Origin of the sequence: Vibrio navarrensis (assembly GCF_000764325.1) — a bacterium.
In the GTDB taxonomy this organism is placed as follows: Bacteria; Pseudomonadota; Gammaproteobacteria; order Enterobacterales; family Vibrionaceae; genus Vibrio; species Vibrio navarrensis.
The window spans coordinates 1217971-1236001 of the sequence record NZ_JMCG01000001.1; the positions used below are offsets into that span (position 1 = coordinate 1217971).

Consider the following 18031-nt stretch of genomic DNA (forward strand, 5'->3'; position numbering starts at 1 on the left):
CCTAGGAGATCCTATACAGTCCCGGTAAGTATCAACCGGGCATAATTATTGAACCCTCTCAGGCAAGATAAATATGGTATAGGAAGTCGGACAGGATAATAGTACTGATGAAACAGACGAACAAAACTCGTAAAACAGACGCGGAGTCTGCGGAGGGAAGTATCCTGACCAAGGGGAATGGTCAACAGTCTAACCACGGCCAGACACAGAGCTGGATCCCCGTGATGTCAAAGTTGGTGGCCATACGCAAACTCGCAGCTCAAAATAAGACACTGAAGTTTAACAACCTTCTTCATCTTATAACGGAAGAATTGCTCATGGAGTGCTTTTACACTCTCAAGCGTGATTCTGCCGCAGGGATCGATGGGGTAACATGGGATAAATATCAATTATTCTCAAAACAGCTCATCAAGCAGCTATGTGAAGATATTCAATCAGGACGATATAAGCCAAAACCTGCCAGAAGAATTTATATCCCTAAACAAGACGGTAGTCAGCGACCGCTGAATATCCTATGCATTAGGGACAAAATTGTTCAACAAGCAGTCAGTAAAGTTCTAGAATCGATCTATGAGAGCGACTTTATGGGCTTTTCATATGGTTTTCGACCAGAGCGGAATCAGCATCAAGCTCTTGATGCACTGTATGTTGCTCTCAACCGGAGAAAGATAAACTGGGTGCTTGATTTAGATATAACCAAGTTCTTTGATACTGTAGAACATGATTGGTTGATCCAGTTCTTAGAGCACAGAGTCGCAGATAAACCATTGCTCAAAATTATTACCAAATGGTTAAAAGTAGGGTACGTTGATGAACATAACCAGCGAGTTAAATCGCTCCTCGGGACTCCTCAAGGATCGGTGATCTCACCATTGTTGGCAAATGTTTATCTTCATTATACTTTTGATCTTTGGCTGAACCGAGAACGGCATCGAAGTGCAACTGGCGATGTCATCATGGTTAGGTACGCTGACGATGCTGTTATCGGTTTTCAGCATAAAAATGATGCAAATGCGTGTTTAGAGGGGTTGAAAAGACGCCTCTCTCAATTTGGCTTATCCGTTCATCCGGACAAAACCAAGTTGATACATTTTGGACGATTCGCTTTTGAAGACTTTAAAAGAGGGAAAGTTCAAAGACCAGGAACCTTTGATTTCCTTGGATTCACACATTACTGTGACCTGACTAAGAGCCGAAAGGCCATAATGATCAAGCGGAAGACAATCAAAAAGCGACTTATCAGTAAGATAAAATGGGTCAGACAGGAGCTAAAGAAAAGGCTTCACTTACCGCCGTGGAAGGTTGGAAAGTGGCTGAATCAGATTATTCGAGGGCACATCAACTATTATGGTGTCCCAATGAATGGTAGCTCCCTAAATCTGTTTATTACAGAGATCACTAATGCATGGCTAAAGCAACTGCGAAGGCGTAGCCAGCGTCATAAAATGACATGGTCACGTTTTAGGAAATTAGTTGATTACTGGATCCCCAAAGCAAGAATTGTCCACCCTTATCCTGAGCAGCGATTTGACGTTAGACCCAAGGTAGGAGCCGTATGCGTTAGTAGCGCACGTACGGATCTGTGCGGGGGGTAGCGGGTGACCGCTATTCCTACCGCGACCGTAGGACTTGAACGATATGTTAGGTGTACTTGGGGCCTGAACATGTATAGGCATCATGTGTTTCGTGCAAACCTGCCAGACACATTTGTGTTGGAGATCAACCGAATCAATGAATCTATGGGTATTGCGGTAGAATCCATTGATTTGAAAGAGTATAGAGACAATTTTAGGTCGTCAAAAAAGCTGAACAAGTCTATTAAAGAAAATGAATATCCTCGTTGGATTTGGTTTTACGGTGTTGAAGCGTTAAAGGACACGAACTTTGCAGGTTGGTTACGTAGTCGGCTAACAGTTCGATCAACAGAGAACTTACGAGTTATCTTTGTTGTTGAGTCTAGTGACGATTATCGAGATGTTTTTTGCGATTACAGGGTACCTTTCTATCAATCTACAACATTACTACAAACGGATATTGACGACTTCAATTAAGGTTGTTGGTGATTCAGGTCGTTTGGATTAGAAAAATCCTGATGCACAGCTCAGGGCTCGTGGGTAAACTACTATCCGTATGCACATGTACGCATTTCAGAAAAAATTTTGTATAAAATGAATCCAACACTTCACAGTGGAGGTGAGTGATTTCCCCAAATTTCAGCCACTATTGGCACCGCTTCATGATATGTCGTTTTGCGATCTGGAAGTAAGAAAGGTAGATGTCGCCCGAAGTTCGTAAAACGCTTTTGTGCAGAACCTTAACAGTTGGCACGTCGTAACTCAGAAGTACCCCATTGCGTGTTCCAGGACAGATCTTACGATACAGCTAGTAACTCATTATGCTATAAATTATCTAAAGTCATTTTGAATGAAAAAGCGAGCTAAGAGTAAAAAGCGATTGTCAGAAAATGAACTGGTCGAGGGGATGACACCCTATACTGCACATGTTGATGAACTGGCTTCGGTGGCATTGGATGAATTGGGTCTTGAACTTTCTGAAAGTGATTACAATGCCGCATTGAAGCGAATTGAATCTCTATTTAATGCAGCTGAACCAGGCACTCCCGAAGGTGACGAACTTGAAAGGCTAGCTGCATTGGTTGAAGAATATGAGGAAAAACACTTCCCTATTTAATAACTGCGACGCATTTTTGCCCGTGCGACCTGAAGTCGTATGAAGCGTTGTTCACCACGATAAGAGTGAACCATCTGTATCACCAGATGACCCTAGGATTCTGAATAAAGCAGCGAATCCGACAATGTAACGAAACTCGGTTGTTAGACCGAGTGGGAACTGAATCGTGAGAGGAGGTTCTTCCTGATAACCACAAATTGGGTAAGTGCTAGGGTGTCAGTATGATGAACGTAAGTGAATCCACGTAAGGTGCGTTATATGATTGAGCAGCGGAAGTGGTTTATACGCTGTGGCCAAAATGGCAATGAGAGTCGGAAAGGAGTTGGGCAGTGCCCTTTCGTGATCGTTGAACTCTCCGCACTAGAGTGGGCATCTAACCTGATGTTTTACGCAACATACGGAACAGGGTAAGCCTGTATATCTCCCTTAGGGGAAAGCCGTCTGTGAAGATAGCCGATAGGTATGCAGGTAAAGGAGGTTAGAGAAAGCAAATGCCGTGTTGTAATGATGCGGATACAGATTGATATCTGGCGCGAAAGCGAGCTGACTTCTAACTGGTCTCCCGTTGCAAGATGATTTGAAGAACTTTATTTAAGGAGAAACGCAAATGATGGCTTCATCAGAAGTTAGTGCCTCTCCTAATGGCACTCAGTGGCAATCCGTCGATTGGAAAGCCGTCGAGTCGCACGTTTTAAAGCTTCAAATGCGCATTGCAAAAGCAACCCGAGAGGGAAAACACAGTAAAGTGAGAGCTTTGCAGTGGATTTTAACGCACTCGAGATCAGCTAAATTACTGGCTGTGAAGCGAGTGTCCCAAAACAAAGGCAGTAACACTCCCGGAATCGATGGTGTCATCTGGAATACAGATGCTCGTCGAATGACCGCAGTAGATCAATTGAATCGTAAAGGTTATCGAGCCAAACCCCTCAGACGTATCTACATCCCGAAAAAGAATGGCAAACTCAGACCTCTAGGCATTCCATGCATGATAGATAGAGCGCAACAGGCGTTGTACTTACTTGCGCTGGAACCGATATCGGAAACGGTAGCAGATCTAAATAGCTATGGTTTTCGACCTAATCGCAGCACGGCAGATGCAATTAAACAATGCTTCAAATGCTTGTGCCTTAAGCGTTCAGGTCGTTGGGTTCTAGAGGGTGACATTAAAGCTTGCTTTGACAAGATTGGGCATGAATGGCTACTTGATAATGTTCAAATAGACAAAAAGATGCTGAAGCAGTGGCTAGACTCTGGCTATATCGATAAGGGTTTATTCTACCGAACGTCGGAAGGAACTCCGCAAGGTGGAATTATCTCTCCAACGCTTATGTTACTAACACTTGCGGGCTTAGAAAAGCTCGTAAAAGAAGTGGCTAAGAAATCGGGGGAACGAGTTCACTTTATAGGTTATGCGGATGATTTTGTGATAACGGGTTCATCAAAAGATGTTCTTGTTAACGAAGTTAAACCTCGACTGATTGATTTTCTAAAAGAGAGAGGGTTGGCTCTATCTGAAGAGAAAACGCACCTTACTCATATAGATGACGGCTTTGACTTTCTGGGTTTTAACCTTAGGAAGTACAAGGGCAAACTACTCATCAAACCGAGTAAAACTAACGTTCTCTCTTTCCTGAGAAACTTGCGTGAACTCATCAAGAAGCACGCAACAATGCCAGTCAATGATCTCATCAGATTATTGAATCCCAAACTGAAAGGTTGGGCGAATTATTATCGTCACTGCGTTGCAAAACGTACTTTCGGTTACCTCGGTCATCAAATCTTCTGGTTATTGTGGCGATGGGCGGTTAGACGGCATCCCACCAAACCAAAAGACTGGGTGAGGCGCAAATACTACATGAATAGAAGTGGTGGTTGGCAATTTCATGGTTGGCAGAAAATCGCCAATATGGACTGTCACTACAACCTTATTCAAATAGCCAAAACGCCTATCAAAAGGCATGTGAAGATCCGAAGTGCTGCGACACCGTTCGATCCTCAATACCAAGATTACTTGGCAATGAGGAAACCGAAAAAGGAAAGTCGTCACTCATGGTTTGATCCTGCTTTAACTGCTATCTAGGCTGCTGGGTAACGTAATACGCCTTAGCGGAGGCTTGAGCCGTATGCAGTGAAAGTTGCACGTACGGTTCTTAGAGGGGCGGCACTTGGTAACAAGTGTCGTCTACTCGACCAAATCTTCTCAGAACCAGTGAGAGGATGACCTAGCCAGTACAACAATAGACCAAGTTAATCTAATCCGTACTTTGATCTCTTATACGGAATTTTTCCGTAATTCGACCCCACAACTATATGCCGATTCACATAACAGGTTGATACCAGTTGAGTTTCATAGTAAACGGCAGCAACATAGACTGAATACAAAAACGGAAAAAATCCGTCTATAAAGCGTTATGCGCAATTATTAACAATGGAGTTATCTATTGAAACCTAGCACTGAACAACAACGTCAACGATTTGTGAAAGAGCTACTTAAGGATCTCAGCGAAGAGAATTTAGCTATTTTTGCTGGTGCAGGGCTATCGGCTCCAGCAGGGTTTGTTAGTTGGTCAGAATTGCTTCGGCCAGTAGCAGAAGAGCTCGAACTTGAAATTGAAAAAGAAACTGATTTAGTCGCTTTGGCCCAGTACCACTGTAATTCAAACCTGGCTAATCGTGGAAAACTAAATCAGTTACTCATTAATGAGCTATCTGACAATGCAACAATTACCGAGAATCATCAAATACTTGCAAGGCTTCCAATATCAACATATTGGACAACGAATTACGATAAGCTCATTGAAAATGCTTTAACAGAAACAGGAAAAATTCCTGATACAAAATATAGAATTAAGCAGTTGAGCTTTACTAAACGAGGGCGAGATGCCGTTGTTTATAAAATGCATGGAGACATTGAGCATCCTGATGAGGCTGTACTTACAAAGGATGATTACGAGGCATACCACGTCAAAATGCAGCCATTCATAAATGCACTTAGTGGTGACCTCGTAGCAAAAACATTTTTGTTCCTGGGTTTTAGCTTTACTGATCCAAACTTAGATTACATCTTAAGTCGTGTACGCGTTGCTTACTCTACGGATCAGCGGCAGCACTATTGCATTCAAAAACTTGTTGAGCCAGAGGATGGTGAACCAGAAGCTGACACGGAATACCGAGCACGAAAGCAAGAGCTATTTATTCAGGACTTACTTAGATTCGGCATAAAAACAATATTGGTATCTAGCTATGCAGAAATAACGGATATTCTCAGGCAATTAGAGTGGGCTTTTAGAAGAAATACAATTTTCATTTCTGGTTCAGCGCATGAGTATGGCAGGTGGGAGCCCTCAGTTGCGGAAAACTTCATTTACTCTCTAGCAAAAGAAATATCAAGCTTAGGATTTAGAATTGTATCTGGTTTCGGTTTAGGTGTTGGTAGCTCTGTAATTACTGGGGCCCTAGAACATGTTTATATGAACGGGAGGCGCTTGGATTCTGACCAATTAATACTTAGGCCATTCCCTCAGTGCGTATTTCGGTGATTGCGATCGCTCGTTTCGGTTTATTCCGATCACCTGATCCTGCCGTTTTTCTCTCTTCCTATTTTTACTCTAAGTGATCGGATTGCGCCAGTTTTCTCATTGACTCGCCTCCCAGTTCTATTCGATGACTATTGTGAACGAGACGATCCATGAGAGCGTCAGCGACGGTGGCGTTGCCGATCATGTTGTACCACTCCTTTACGGGTAGTTGACTGATGACGATTGTGCTGCTGTTTTGGTAGCGGTCTTCAAGCACTTCTAACAAGTGACCTGCATGTTCTTGAGTCAGTTTCTCCATCCCCCAGTCGTCGAGGATCAGTAGAGCTTTCTTAGCCAACGATTGAAGTTGCTTTTGATAACTACCATCTAGACGACCTGCGGTCAGGTCATCGAGCAAGCGAGTTAATCGGTAGTATCTGACCGTTTGCTGTTGGTCGCAGGCGCTGGTTGCCAGTGCGCAACCAAGATACGTTTTACCTGCGCCTGTTGGGCCTGTGATCAAGATGTTCTGGTGCTTGTGCAGATAGCCACCCGTTAGCAGTTCGCTCATCTGCTTGCGGTTGAGGTTTCGTCCCTCCTTGTAAATAAGTTGGCTCGGCTGAGCATCCACTCTCAGCTTGGCTTGTCGTTTCAGGCGTTGGATTTTGGTTTGATTGCGATTCAAGATTTCACTTTCCAGAAGTAGGCTTAACCTCTCCTCGAAGTCCAGCTCTGCGTAGGTGGTCAGTTGCTCTTGTTGCTGCTCTAACGCTTTCGCCGCATGACTTAAGCGCAGGGTTTTGAGTTGGTCATTCAGTGCGTTCATATCCTTTCTCCTAGTGATAACAGTTCGGGCCACGAACATTGCTGTGAACAAGGTTCGGCGTATTCGCTTTATCTTTACTCAGTTGTCCTTCACGATTGTTCTTGAGTAGATTGTTGACGAAGGTGTAATTGGGTTTTGTCAGCATCAATGCATCTTTACAGGCTTGTTCTAGGCGCGACTCGCCATAGGTTTTACTCAGATTGAGCAGCCCAAGACAGGAACGATAGGCCTGCTCTGGATGAGGTTTGGCGTTCAGCATCTTATTGACGACCTCTCGTGTGGCTGGGCCGATATTGGCTCCCCAGTTGAGCAAGCGTCCAGGCGACCACTTTTGATGTTGATGGTTACTCGGCATGTGCTCTGGTTGAGTGCTGTTTCCACGTTCCCTTTGGCTGCGTGGATGTTGAGCGATCAAGTTACCTTGGTGGTAGATCTGCACCAGACGGTTGGAGGCTTCCAGCTCGACATGGTGGCCAACCAGTTGATGGGGAACCGAGTAGTAGTGACGGCGATATTCGATGTGATAATCAGGCCCAACTTTGGCTCGCTTGGTTTCGGTATAGAGATATCGCTGTTTAGGAAGGGGCTTTAACGCGGGTTTATCGAGTTTGTCGAACAGTGCTTTGCGGCTCGCACCATACTGCTTCATCTCACGTTCGTTTAAGTCATTCATAAGCTCACGGATGGCGAGGTTCAGCTCTTTGAAGGTATGGAAGGTTTGATGGCGAAGTCGCATCATGATCCAACGTTCCACTAGGAGGACGGCATTCTCTGCCTTGGCTTTGTCTTTCGGTTTGTAGGGGCGAGCTGGCATTACGGCGGTTTGATAGTGATTCGCCAGTTTCTGATAGCTGTCGTTCAGTCTCGGCTCATAACGATTCGCTTTGGTGACCGCGCTGCGTAGATTATCGGGGACCAAGAGATGGGGGACGCCACCGAAGTGCTCGAAGGCATTGGCATGCGCCTCTAACCAGTAAGACTTCCCTTGGCTGGGGAAGGCTTCCACATAGGTGTAGTTGGACGCGCCTAAGCTTGCTACGAACACTTCTGCTTCGCGCACTTCGCCTGTGTCAGGATTGACTACCTGAAGCCGAGGCCCACAGTAATCGATAAACAGCTTATCACCTGCCACATGGAGCTGACGCATACTGCGCTTTTGGGTTTTGAACCAACGAGTGAAGTGTTCACAGAACTGAGTGTAAGCGTAGGCCTGCTCTTGATATTGCTCATGATATTCCTGCCAGAGCAGCATCTTCGTCATGCCTTTGCGTCTGAGTTCGACAGCGTATTGCGTAAAGTCTGGCATCACCTTATCGCGACAGGCTTTCTTGCCGTGATACAACACCTGAGTGAGTTCTGTGTCACTGCAACCTTCGGGTAGAGGCCAGCCAAGTTGGCTTTGTTTAAAGCGAGTGAGGAGTTCCGAGATGGTGGACGGCCCGAGTTTAAGGCAAGAAGCGATGCTGCGATTTGAGAGACCGCAGTCGTACTTCAGGCGTAATACCTCTTTAATTTTGTTCATTGGAGTTCTCTTTTTAGCCATGGTCGCTTCCTTACGTTCTTGTTTAAGAAGTAAAGAATAGCGAGTGATTGATTTAAAAGAGAAAAAGGAAGGATTTCGGGCATTCCGATCGCGGTTTTCGCTATTCCGATCACCGATTTCGGAGTTAGGCTAAAAGTGATCGGATAATCGCGGAATCAGTGATCGGTTTAAACCGAAATGGGTGATCGGATAATCCCGAAATGACTGATCGGAATGCTCCGAAATATGCACCTCAGACTGAAGTTGGTACTCGACCAATCGCGCAAGTTTGGCACGACTACCGAACAGACATGATTTCATTTTCTGGTATAGCCATTTTTCTATTTGGGAATAAATTGAAAGATGGAGAGGTGGTAGTTGCAGATGGATTGATCAAGGAATTTAAAATAGCAAAGTCAAATGGTTTGCTATTAATCCCTGTAGGAGCAACTGAATATGCAAGTAGAGAAATTTATTGCGAGCTTCTGAAAGAGGGGTATTTTGACAGTGATGCTTTCCCTGAAAGTGCAAGAAAATTTATAGACAAAATTTGCGACAAGGAATCTGAGTTGACCACGATTCAGAGTGAAATAATTGACTTACTAAAATCATTAAAATAAGGACGCTTAACATGCCTAAACGTAACTGTTTTTACAGCTTTCACTATTTGCCTGATAACTGGCGTGCGGGAACAGTACGAAATATTGGAGCAATCGATGGAAATAAGCCTACATCAGATAACAATTGGGAAACAGTTAAAAAAGGAGGGGATGCGGCGATAAAAAAATGGATTGCAAATGAAATGTCTGGAAAGTCATGCGTTGTAGTTCTTGTCGGCAGCAATACCGCAGATAGGAAGTGGATTAATCATGAAATAGTTAAGGGCTGGGACGATGGCAAAGGAGTCGTAGGAATATATGTCCATGGACTTAAAGATAGTGGTGGTAACACCTCATCAAAAGGTAGCAACCCGTTTGATTATATTGGTTATGGCAACACAGGGAAAAAACTATCATCAATAGTGAAGTGCTACAACCCTACAGGGACAACCAGCCAAGAGAAATATGATTGGATCAGCAAACACTTGGCTAATGCTGTAGAAGAGGCAATAGAAATTAGGAAAAATAACTAAATTGGATTTTTCTCAATAGCGCACAACAATGCGCTTCTGTCGGACAAATTTTACGCTGCGCTCCAAACTTGCCGCAGAGCGCAGCGTTACTTTTCCAAAGGGCGGGATCGAACTTTAACCACTGAAAATAAAAGACTTTATGTTATTGGGAACTTTTCAAGGTAATCACGATCTGATCATGAAGTTAAAAATATGAGAAACTCGTACATGATTATCATTGAGCAGCTAAAAAAAGTGAAAGATACCCGTTCGCATATCAACCAAGTGTACCCTGTTATGGAAGTGGCTTTCTTGGTCATAACCGCCATGATTTGTGGTCAAAATAAGTGGACTGATATTAAGGATTTCGGCGAAGGAAATATCGAGTGGTTGCGTGAGTATCTCCCCTACGACAATGGTCTCCCCACTCGGCATAATATTGCCGCGATAATGAGAACTGTTGTACCAGAGACGCTCTTGGAAGCGATGGTAGGCTGGGTCAATTTGCACAGAGAAAAGCATGCTCAGCCCATAATCAGCGTTGATGGGAAGGTTCTAAAAGGAGCGAAAGCAAGCAAACAAGAACACCCTCTCTATATGGTTTCGGCATTTGACGTAGATGAAGGTTTGACTCTCACACATCAACCTTGTGACGGTAAAGGTATGGAGCTAATAGCGATAAAAAACATGCTCGACGCTTTGGATGTCAGAGGGTGCTTATTAACTGCTGATGCGCTTCATTGTCAGGTTGAAACACTGAATAAAGTGGTTGATAAAGGTGGTGATTTCTTAGTGCAAGTCAAACTGAATCAGCCAAGTTTGTTAGCAGAGATTGATGCGCAGTTCCAAGACTATTGGGCTTTGCCAGAAGAACAACAGGAATCGTATATCACTGAAGATAAAGGGCATGGAAGAGAAGAGATTCGAGAGGTTTACGTGCTTCCTGCCTCCTTCAGCGAAGAACTCAAAGATAAGTGGAGTGTTGTAAAAAGCATTGTTGCGGTGGTGAGAGATAGAAGCGTCAAAGGGAAAGGAAGCTATGAAACATCGTACTACATTTGCACAGACCATTTGTCTTTAGAGTTAGCCTCAAACGCAACAAGGAAACACTGGCACATCGAGAACCAGCAGCACTGGGCTTTGGACGTTATTTTCAAAGAAGACGAGCAGCGAATTTACGCTGGGGACTCGGCATTGAATATGGCTTGTTGTCGCCGATTTGTGCAGAACCTCTTCAGGAAGTCAGAAGGGAGCGTGTCTGTACCAAGGAAGATGAATAAGGCTACGTGGGACAAAGATTATAGAGCAAAAGTTCTCTTTACATCAGCTTAACAAAGTACGTTCGCGCCCTTACTTTTCCATACGTGAACTAATCCGTTGCATCCTAATTTAGTAATATAACTGACTAATTTTTGTCCAAAACTTTGTTAAACGTATGCTCTGGACATTATTATCTACGGGCATTGGTTATGATGTAGTAACTTTACAACGTAGGATTTAGATACCTACTCAAATATGCAGATTTTTGATGCAATTTTATGCGAACTTATTCTGCAAATGTCTTCGTAACTATTTGAAAGCTATTTCTGTCTATGAAGACTTACGCTGCAAGCATCACAATTTGAAGCCTGCAATATATGTTCGCATAAATTGCAGGCTTTCTTCATATTTGCACCATAAGTGTTCATAGTCTGTTTTTTTGTTGTAGGTTGACAACAAAAGTAACTTGGCTATGTTTCACCAAACGAACAAATCATCTCACGTAGACAACATCGGTAAGTTCAAGTGAGGCAAATTCTTACAGACTACCTTGGCGAAACCAGTTATATCGCCACTTCAAAACGAAAGATAAGAGTGCTCCCACTTTTTCCTTTGAAAAATAATGCCATCTTCTGTGCGGATTACTGCGCAACTTGCTGCTTATTTTCCTCAATTTTGCTTTACTGGCTTTCAGCCTCACCGTTGCTTGAGTCAACAACGGCTTAGCTCTCATTTTTAAACGTTCATTTAACGAGGACTTTGGTTTGTGCTGCTCTGTCGCGCTATTATGCTTATCTATGCAGTGCGCTCCTTATCTTTTGAACTGGTGAGATAAATCAACTGATTGGACTGCATTTCTTCCCATCCACTAAAAATCACGATCGCTCCTTTCCCCTTTGGAGCTTTATGAAAGAGAGAAGTTACGACCGATATAAGTTTGAACGGCTAACTTGCCATCGTTTTATCGAAAATATGACACCGTGGGAGCGATGCTGATGAATGAATTAAACCCGAGTGAATTTTATATTGCCCATCCCGATAGTGATAAATGAATTAACTTTAGCGCAAAGGATATGTTAATGAATAACTACTTTGGACATTCAGGTAATAAAGAAGATAAGTCTGACTGGCAGCCATTACAAGATCACCTGTGTCGAGTGGCTTTGTGCGCAGAACTAAACTCAAAATATTTTAAAGCAGCTAAACTATCTTATCTTGCAGGTCTTTTACATGATCTAGGAAAATATACTCCAGAATTTCAAGCAAGGCTTGAAGGTGCCTCAAGCAAGGTAGATCACGCGACAGCAGGCGCTAAAATCGCGGCTGAAATTTTGCCAGACGAAAAATTTAACAAATTTCCATTTTATAAATTTGTTGCTTATGCCATAGCGGGTCACCATGCAGGATTATCTAATGGGATTGGTGAAGGAGATGGACGTCGAGCGCTTAAAGACAGACTGGAGCTACAATTTGGCAAAGACTTACCTGTGCTGGATAGTGAAGCTTGGCAGTCAGAGCTTGTCTTGCCATCAATCGAATCTCTTATACCAGAGATATCACCAAACCCTGACGCCGATTTGCAAGGTTTCCAATACGCGTTTTTAATTCGGATGATATTTTCGTGTTTGGTTGATGCGGATTTTATTGATACTGATGAGTTCTATAAACGGCTTGAAGGTAAGCCCTTATTGCGTGGAGATTATCCTCAATTATCAGAGTTAAAAATACAGTTTGACCAAAAATTAGCTGACAAGATCAAAAGTACTGACCAAACGAAAACCGTTAATCAACTTCGTAAAGAGATTCTTGATACAGCCCGTCTCAAAGCAAAACTTACTCCAGGATTATTCACTTTAACTGTGCCGACCGGAGGAGGAAAAACTCTTAGCTCTATGGCTTTTGCATTAGAGCACGCTCTGGCGCATAACATGCGTAGAGTAATTTATGTCATTCCGTTTACCAGTATTATTGAGCAGAATGCTCAAGTATTTCGTGACGCATTTGGCGAGCTGGGGGAGGCCTCTGTTTTAGAGCATCACAGTAATTTTGATGATCGCAAAATAAAAGATAAAGAAGGTGCTGAAGAAACTCGTGACAAATTAAAACTAGCAATGGAAAACTGGGATATGCCTGTGGTTGTCACGACGGCAGTACAGTTTTTTGAGTCTTTGTTTGCTGACCGACCCTCCCGTTGCCGCAAACTGCATAATATTTCTGGCAGTGTGATTATTCTGGACGAAGCACAAACTCTGCCGCTTAAATTTCTCCGCCCTGTGATGGCGGTCATCGATGAGTTGGCGCGTAACTATGGCTGTTCTATCGTGCTCTGCACCGCGACTCAACCAGCATTGTGTGAACCTGATTTTACTAATGGATTCAAAAATGTGCGTGAGATTGCCCCTAATCCTAAGAGACTTTTTGACGAACTCAGTTTGGTCAATGTCTCTCATGTGGGCGAGGTTAGTGATGATGAGTTAGTCTCGCGTATTCAAGCGAATAATCACATTCTTACGATAGTTAATAATCGCCGCCATGCCCAATCGCTGTTCCGAACACTAAATGCGCAGCAAACAGAAGGGGTGTTTCATTTAACAACCTTGATGTGTCCAGCGCACCGAACAGCAACTTTGGATGAGATTCGTAAGCGGTTAGACCCCAAAAAACCTCAGCCATGCCGAGTCATCTCGACATCACTGATAGAAGCTGGGGTTGATGTTAGCTTTCCCTGTGTGATGCGTGCCGAAGCTGGCTTAGATTCTATTGCGCAAGCAGCAGGGCGCTGTAATCGTGAACGATTGTGGAAAAAAGAAGATAGCCACGTTTGGATTTTTCGATCTCCGGATTGGCCCATCCCACCTGAATTAAAAGGGCTCTCGGCAGATATGCGAGCGGTGCTGCGAAAAGGCCATGACAATTTATTAGACCAACTGGCTATCAAAGAGTATTTCTCGAATGTTTATTGGCGCAAAGGAGAAGAACTCGATCAGAAACAGCTTTTAAAAGCCTGTCGAATTGGTGCTTCGAAGTTAGATTTCCCATTTCAGAGTATTGCCAGTGATTTCAGAATGATTGACAGCTTTATGTGCCCGGTTTTAATCCCTTATAACGATGAAGCACGCAAGCTATTGAACGAACTTGAAAGCACGGATGATGTGAGTTGTGTTTTAAGAAAGCTACAGCCTTACATAGTACAAATCCCACAAAATGGTTTTGACAGTTTGCGATTGGCAAAAGTGGTTCAAACAGTTGCACCGTATCGGTTTGAAGAACAGTTTTGGGAGTTAGTGAACATGGACATATATGATCCAGAATCTGGACTCAGTTGGTCTGATCCTAATTTTATTAAGGCTGAAAACTTAGTTTTTTGTTAATACTAAATATACAAAGAAGTCATTTTTTGACAGGTGCTTGTCTGCGTACTATTTTCTTTAAGGTACGTTGAGGAGAGTTAAAGTGAATAGTCGATGGTCGTTCTATGTTAAGAAAGATGAAAGCAACAAACTGGTTTTCAGGTTTGGTGGACAGTTTTCTTTTTCGGCCAAAGTCATTGTCTGGAGCCTAAGCATCGTATTGATGGCCTTGACTGGTCATTTTCTCTTCTAAAGGCTGGTGTCGCGCCTGTTGTTGGTGCGTGGATTGAAACTTTGTCTGTTTTGTATTGGAGATGTCGCCTCTCCCGCAGGGGCGTGGATTAATTTATGAATTAAGAGAAGCCAAAAGGAGAGCATTATGGCTTACGGCATCAAGCTGCATGTTTGGGGTGAATATGCGTGCTTTACCCGACCGGAAATGAAGGTGGAACGTGTTTCTTACGATGTTATTACCCCATCGGCTGCAAGGGGGATTTTGGAAGCTATTCACTGGAAACCGGCCATTATTTGGGTAATTGACCGTATTCATGTATTAAAACCCGTGCGTTTTGAGTCTATTCGGCGCAATGAATTAGGTAATTGCAAAGTGTCCAGTGCCAAAGTCAGTGGCGCAATGAAGCGCAAAAGTACCCAAGATTTAAGTTTCCTGATTGATGATGGTGATAATCGTCAACAGAGGGCAACAACCTTGCTTCGTGATGTGAGTTACGTGATTGAAGCGCATTTTGAGTTGAGTGACAAAGCAGGCACAGAGGATTCCATCGGAAAGCATCTCGACATTTTTAACCGTCGTGCTCGCAGGGGACAGTATTTTCATCAGCCTTGTTTAGGAAACCGTGAATTCCCTGCGTATTTTTCTCTAATTGAGCATGAAGGGGATTTTCCTAAATCAGAATTGACAACCGCCAGTAAAGATCTCGGCTGGATGCTGCATGATATTGATTTTGCGAACGGCGCTGAGCCTAGATTTTTTCGAGCAGAATTAAAGGATGGGATGATCGATGTGCCTCCTTTTCGATCTTCGAAGGTGGTGCAATGATTTTATCAGCCTTAAACCAATACTACGATCGCCTTAATAGCGGTAACCAAAGCAAGGTTCCTACATTTGGCTTTAGCGAAGAAAAAATAAGCTATGTTCTCGTACTTTCAGAACAAGGGGAGTTGGTCGATATAGTTCCAAACTTAACGGATGAAAAAAAACCAAAGCCTAAGTTAATGCAGGTTCCTCAATCCTTTAAAAGACCCGGAAAAGTTACCAAGCCTTTCTTTTTGTGGGATAAAACAGCCTATTCTCTTGGCGTTTCATCATCAAAAAATAAAGACAGTAATACGGTATTTGATTTATGTGTACCCACATTCGAAGCCTTTCGAGAATGGCATTTATCTCTGCTGGAGCACTCTGAAGATAAAGGATTAAAAGCATTAGCGATATTCTTACAAAATTGGCAGCCGGAGAACTTTGGAAACTCTATTCTTACTCAAGATGTTTTGGACGCTAATATCGTTTTCCAATTGGATGGAATGCGTCAATACATCCACGAATCAGATGAAGCAAAAACTATTTGGGGTAGTTTGCTGCAATCGGATGATGTCAAGCAAGCCACATGCTTAATTACAGGTAAAAAAGCGCCTATCTCCAGATTACACCCTGCTATTAAAGGTGTTGCAGGTGGGCAAAGCTCTGGTGTTTCCATTGTCTCTTTTAATAAAGAATCGTTTGAATCTTTTGGTAAAGGGCAAGGGGACAATGCTCCTGTATCTGAACAAGCAGCCTTTGCTTACACAACGGCATTAAATTACTTGCTACGTCGAGAGAATGATCAGGTCGTCAATTTAGGCGACACCATTGTGGTGTTTTGGGCATTGGCAGAGAGTGAGCACAAGGCCAAGAGTGCTGAAGCATTTTTTTTAAGGGGCTTTAACCCACCAATGCCAAGCGATGACAGCGAAGTGGCGGCGCTTGGAGCTGAATTAGAAAAGCTGGTAAAAGGGCGACCATTGCCAGAAATATCACCGGATCTAGATCCCAATACGCAATTCTTCATCTTAGGTTTGGCACCTAATGCTGCCCGTCTTTCTATCCGCTTTTGGCTACAAACCGACCTTGGGCATATTCAGCAGAGATTTGCGGAACATTTTCAAGATTTGGCGTTAAATCCATTGCCTTGGAAAACTGCGCCGTCAGTGTGGCGTTTATTGCTGCAATTGGCACCTCATCGAGAGGGGCAAAAGCCAAAGATTGATGATGCTCCAGCCCATTTGGCTGGTGAATTGATGCGCGCTATTTTAACCGGGCAACGTTACCCAAGAGCGATATTAGCTCAATTGCTAGCACGATTCAGGTCTGACGGAGATATTAGTGGGTTACGGGTTGTGATGGTGAAAGCGGTATTGCAAAGAGAACTCAGATTACTTGGAAAAGAGGAGATTTCTATGAGCTTAGATGAGTTAAATACCAACCCAGCGTATTTGTTGGGGAGGCTATTTGCAGTGTTGGAAAACATTCAACGAAATGCGTTGGGTGATAAAGTCAATGCGACAATTACAGACAAGTATTATGCCTCAGCATCGACTGTGCCTTACTCAATTTACCCAAGGCTACTATCCGGTAGCAAACACCACCTGTCGAAATTACGCAAGGAAAAACCTGGTCTAGCCGTTACGTTAGAAAAAGAACTTGGCAACATTATGGGGATGCTACCAACAGAATTTCCACGGCATTTTTCAATTGAGCACCAAGGCCGCTTTTCGATTGGCTATTACCATCAAAAAAATGCACGCTTTTCTCAATCCGAACAAATAAAAATCGATGAATCAATGACAGAAGGGAATGACTAATGACCATCCAAAACCGCTGTGAATTTGTTTACTTTTTTGATGTAACAAATGGTAACCCGAATGGAGATCCTGATGCGGGGAATATGCCGCGTCTTGATCCTGAATCGAGTAAAGGTTTAGTGACCGATGTAAGCCTTAAACGCAAGATAAGAAACTATATTCAGCTCACTGAAGAAAACTCACCAGGTTATGATATTTACGTGCAGGAGAAGAGTGTTTTAAATCAACAAAATCAAAAAGCGTATGATGCGCTGGAAATTAAACCTGAGTCCAAAAAATTGCCCAAAGATCAAGCTAAGGCAAAAGAACTAACGGCTTGGATGTGTGCTAACTTCTTTGATGTCCGTGCCTTTGGCGCGGTAATGACCACGGAAGTGAACTCTGGTCAAGTTCGCGGGCCATTACAGTTGGCATTTGCGAAGTCCATCGATCCGATTATTCCACTGGAAATCTCAATTACACGTATGGCTGTCACCAACGAAAAGGATTTGGAAAAAGAACGCACTATGGGCCGAAAGCACATCGTTCCATATGGACTTTATCGTGTACATGGCTTTGTTTCCGCTAAATTGGCTGAGAAAACAGGCTTCTCTGAAGGAGATTTAGAGAAAGTTTGGAAAGCTTTGGAAATGATGTTTGAGCATGATCACTCCGCAGCCAGAGGAGAAATGGTCGGACGTAGTTTAATTGTGTTTAAGCATGAAAACGCTTTAGGTAATGCCCCTGCACATAAATTGTTTGAACGCGTTACAGTTGAAAGAATCAATGGCGAAGAAGGCACGCCTGCCGCTGCATTTTCTGATTACAAAATCAATTTTAATGCAGAGGGATTAGATGCTTTGGGCGTTGAAGCCAAACAATATTTCTAGTTGGTTAATCAGAGAGTAAGGTCTA

At 43.3% G+C, this 18031-nt stretch carries 13 protein-coding genes; 11 read left to right on the forward strand and 2 right to left on the reverse strand.

The genetic code is table 11. The features are described 5' to 3' along the window. Positions 1 to 224 precede the first annotated feature (224 nt). From ltrA (EA26_RS05560) to EA26_RS05580, 4 genes are all read left to right on the forward strand, one after another. On the forward strand, positions 225 to 1595 hold the full coding sequence (ltrA, locus tag EA26_RS05560) for a group II intron reverse transcriptase/maturase (RefSeq protein ID WP_235425315.1): 1371 nt from the start codon (positions 225 to 227) through the stop codon (positions 1593 to 1595). 829 nt (positions 1596 to 2424) lie between these two features. Further along, a complete protein-coding gene (locus EA26_RS05570; protein WP_039425097.1) occupies positions 2425 to 2691 on the forward strand; it encodes a hypothetical protein in 267 nt (88 codons plus the stop codon). A 607-nt stretch (positions 2692 to 3298) separates the two neighbouring features. Continuing rightward, positions 3299 to 4771, forward strand: a complete 1473-nt coding sequence (ltrA, locus tag EA26_RS05575; RefSeq protein ID WP_039425099.1) for a group II intron reverse transcriptase/maturase — start codon at positions 3299 to 3301, stop codon at positions 4769 to 4771. Positions 4772 to 5132: 361 nt separating this feature from the next. Continuing rightward, positions 5133 to 6230: an SIR2 family protein gene (locus tag EA26_RS05580; RefSeq protein ID WP_226978382.1), complete on the forward strand. Its 1098-nt coding sequence runs from the start codon at positions 5133 to 5135 to the stop codon at positions 6228 to 6230. A 64-nt stretch (positions 6231 to 6294) separates the two neighbouring features. On the opposite strand, the gene istB is transcribed toward EA26_RS05580, so the two are convergent. Both istB and istA read right to left on the reverse strand, forming a co-directional pair. Beyond that, positions 6295 to 7035 (reverse strand): IS21-like element ISVch3 family helper ATPase IstB, encoded by a 741-nt coding sequence (gene istB, locus EA26_RS05585; RefSeq protein ID WP_000993000.1) that lies wholly within the window; start codon positions 7033 to 7035, stop codon positions 6295 to 6297. A gap of 10 nt (positions 7036 to 7045) precedes the next feature. Further along, positions 7046 to 8578 carry an IS21-like element ISVch3 family transposase gene (gene istA, locus EA26_RS05590; protein ID WP_039425104.1) on the reverse strand — a complete coding sequence of 511 codons (1533 nt, stop codon included), beginning with the start codon at positions 8576 to 8578 and terminating at the stop codon, positions 7046 to 7048. A gap of 200 nt (positions 8579 to 8778) precedes the next feature. Between istA and EA26_RS05595 the strand changes: the two genes are divergently transcribed. The 7 genes from EA26_RS05595 (at position 8779) to cas7c (ending at position 18006) form a co-directional block, all read left to right on the forward strand. Then, entirely contained in the window at positions 8779 to 9177 is a 399-nt protein-coding gene (locus EA26_RS05595; protein ID WP_039425106.1) for a hypothetical protein, read from the forward strand. An 11-nt stretch (positions 9178 to 9188) separates the two neighbouring features. Continuing rightward, the gene (locus tag EA26_RS05600) at positions 9189 to 9689 is read left to right on the forward strand and encodes a TIR domain-containing protein (protein ID WP_017050425.1); all 501 of its coding nucleotides are present in this window, start codon (positions 9189 to 9191) and stop codon (positions 9687 to 9689) included. A gap of 207 nt (positions 9690 to 9896) precedes the next feature. Beyond that, positions 9897 to 11000 (forward strand): ISAs1 family transposase, encoded by a 1104-nt coding sequence (locus EA26_RS05605; RefSeq protein ID WP_000583762.1) that lies wholly within the window; start codon positions 9897 to 9899, stop codon positions 10998 to 11000. A gap of 1007 nt (positions 11001 to 12007) precedes the next feature. Continuing rightward, on the forward strand, positions 12008 to 14299 hold the full coding sequence (locus EA26_RS05610) for a CRISPR-associated helicase/endonuclease Cas3 (RefSeq protein WP_081947033.1): 2292 nt from the start codon (positions 12008 to 12010) through the stop codon (positions 14297 to 14299). 358 nt (positions 14300 to 14657) lie between these two features. Further along, positions 14658 to 15338: a type I-C CRISPR-associated protein Cas5c gene (cas5c, locus tag EA26_RS05615; protein ID WP_039425119.1), complete on the forward strand. Its 681-nt coding sequence runs from the start codon at positions 14658 to 14660 to the stop codon at positions 15336 to 15338. Further along, positions 15335 to 17137, forward strand: coding sequence for a type I-C CRISPR-associated protein Cas8c/Csd1 (cas8c, locus tag EA26_RS05620; protein ID WP_039425122.1), 1803 nt, complete (start codon positions 15335 to 15337; stop codon positions 17135 to 17137). The genes cas5c and cas8c overlap by 4 nt, the downstream gene beginning before the upstream one ends. Continuing rightward, positions 17137 to 18006 carry a type I-C CRISPR-associated protein Cas7/Csd2 gene (cas7c, locus tag EA26_RS05625; protein WP_039425123.1) on the forward strand — a complete coding sequence of 290 codons (870 nt, stop codon included), beginning with the start codon at positions 17137 to 17139 and terminating at the stop codon, positions 18004 to 18006. Before cas8c ends, cas7c begins: the two co-directional genes overlap by 1 nt. The last annotated feature ends 25 nt before the right edge of the window (positions 18007 to 18031 follow it).

Bases quoted from the DNA above. Each gene is read 5' to 3' on its own strand.
- ltrA (WP_235425315.1), top strand. From the start codon at position 225: ATGTCAAAGTTGGTGGCCATACGCAAACTCGCAGCTCAAAATAAGACA.
- istA (WP_039425104.1), bottom strand. From the start codon at position 8,578: ATGGCTAAAAAGAGAACTCCAATGAACAAAATTAAAGAGGTATTACGC.
- EA26_RS05595 (WP_039425106.1), top strand. From the start codon at position 8,779: ATGACTGATCGGAATGCTCCGAAATATGCACCTCAGACTGAAGTTGGT.
- EA26_RS05570 (WP_039425097.1), top strand. From the start codon at position 2,425: ATGAAAAAGCGAGCTAAGAGTAAAAAGCGATTGTCAGAAAATGAACTG.
- EA26_RS05605 (WP_000583762.1), top strand. From the start codon at position 9,897: ATGATTATCATTGAGCAGCTAAAAAAAGTGAAAGATACCCGTTCGCAT.
- istB (WP_000993000.1), bottom strand. From the start codon at position 7,035: ATGAACGCACTGAATGACCAACTCAAAACCCTGCGCTTAAGTCATGCG.
- cas7c (WP_039425123.1), top strand. From the start codon at position 17,137: ATGACCATCCAAAACCGCTGTGAATTTGTTTACTTTTTTGATGTAACA.
- EA26_RS05610 (WP_081947033.1), top strand. From the start codon at position 12,008: ATGAATAACTACTTTGGACATTCAGGTAATAAAGAAGATAAGTCTGAC.
- EA26_RS05600 (WP_017050425.1), top strand. From the start codon at position 9,189: ATGCCTAAACGTAACTGTTTTTACAGCTTTCACTATTTGCCTGATAAC.
- cas5c (WP_039425119.1), top strand. From the start codon at position 14,658: ATGGCTTACGGCATCAAGCTGCATGTTTGGGGTGAATATGCGTGCTTT.
- ltrA (WP_039425099.1), top strand. From the start codon at position 3,299: ATGATGGCTTCATCAGAAGTTAGTGCCTCTCCTAATGGCACTCAGTGG.
- cas8c (WP_039425122.1), top strand. From the start codon at position 15,335: ATGATTTTATCAGCCTTAAACCAATACTACGATCGCCTTAATAGCGGT.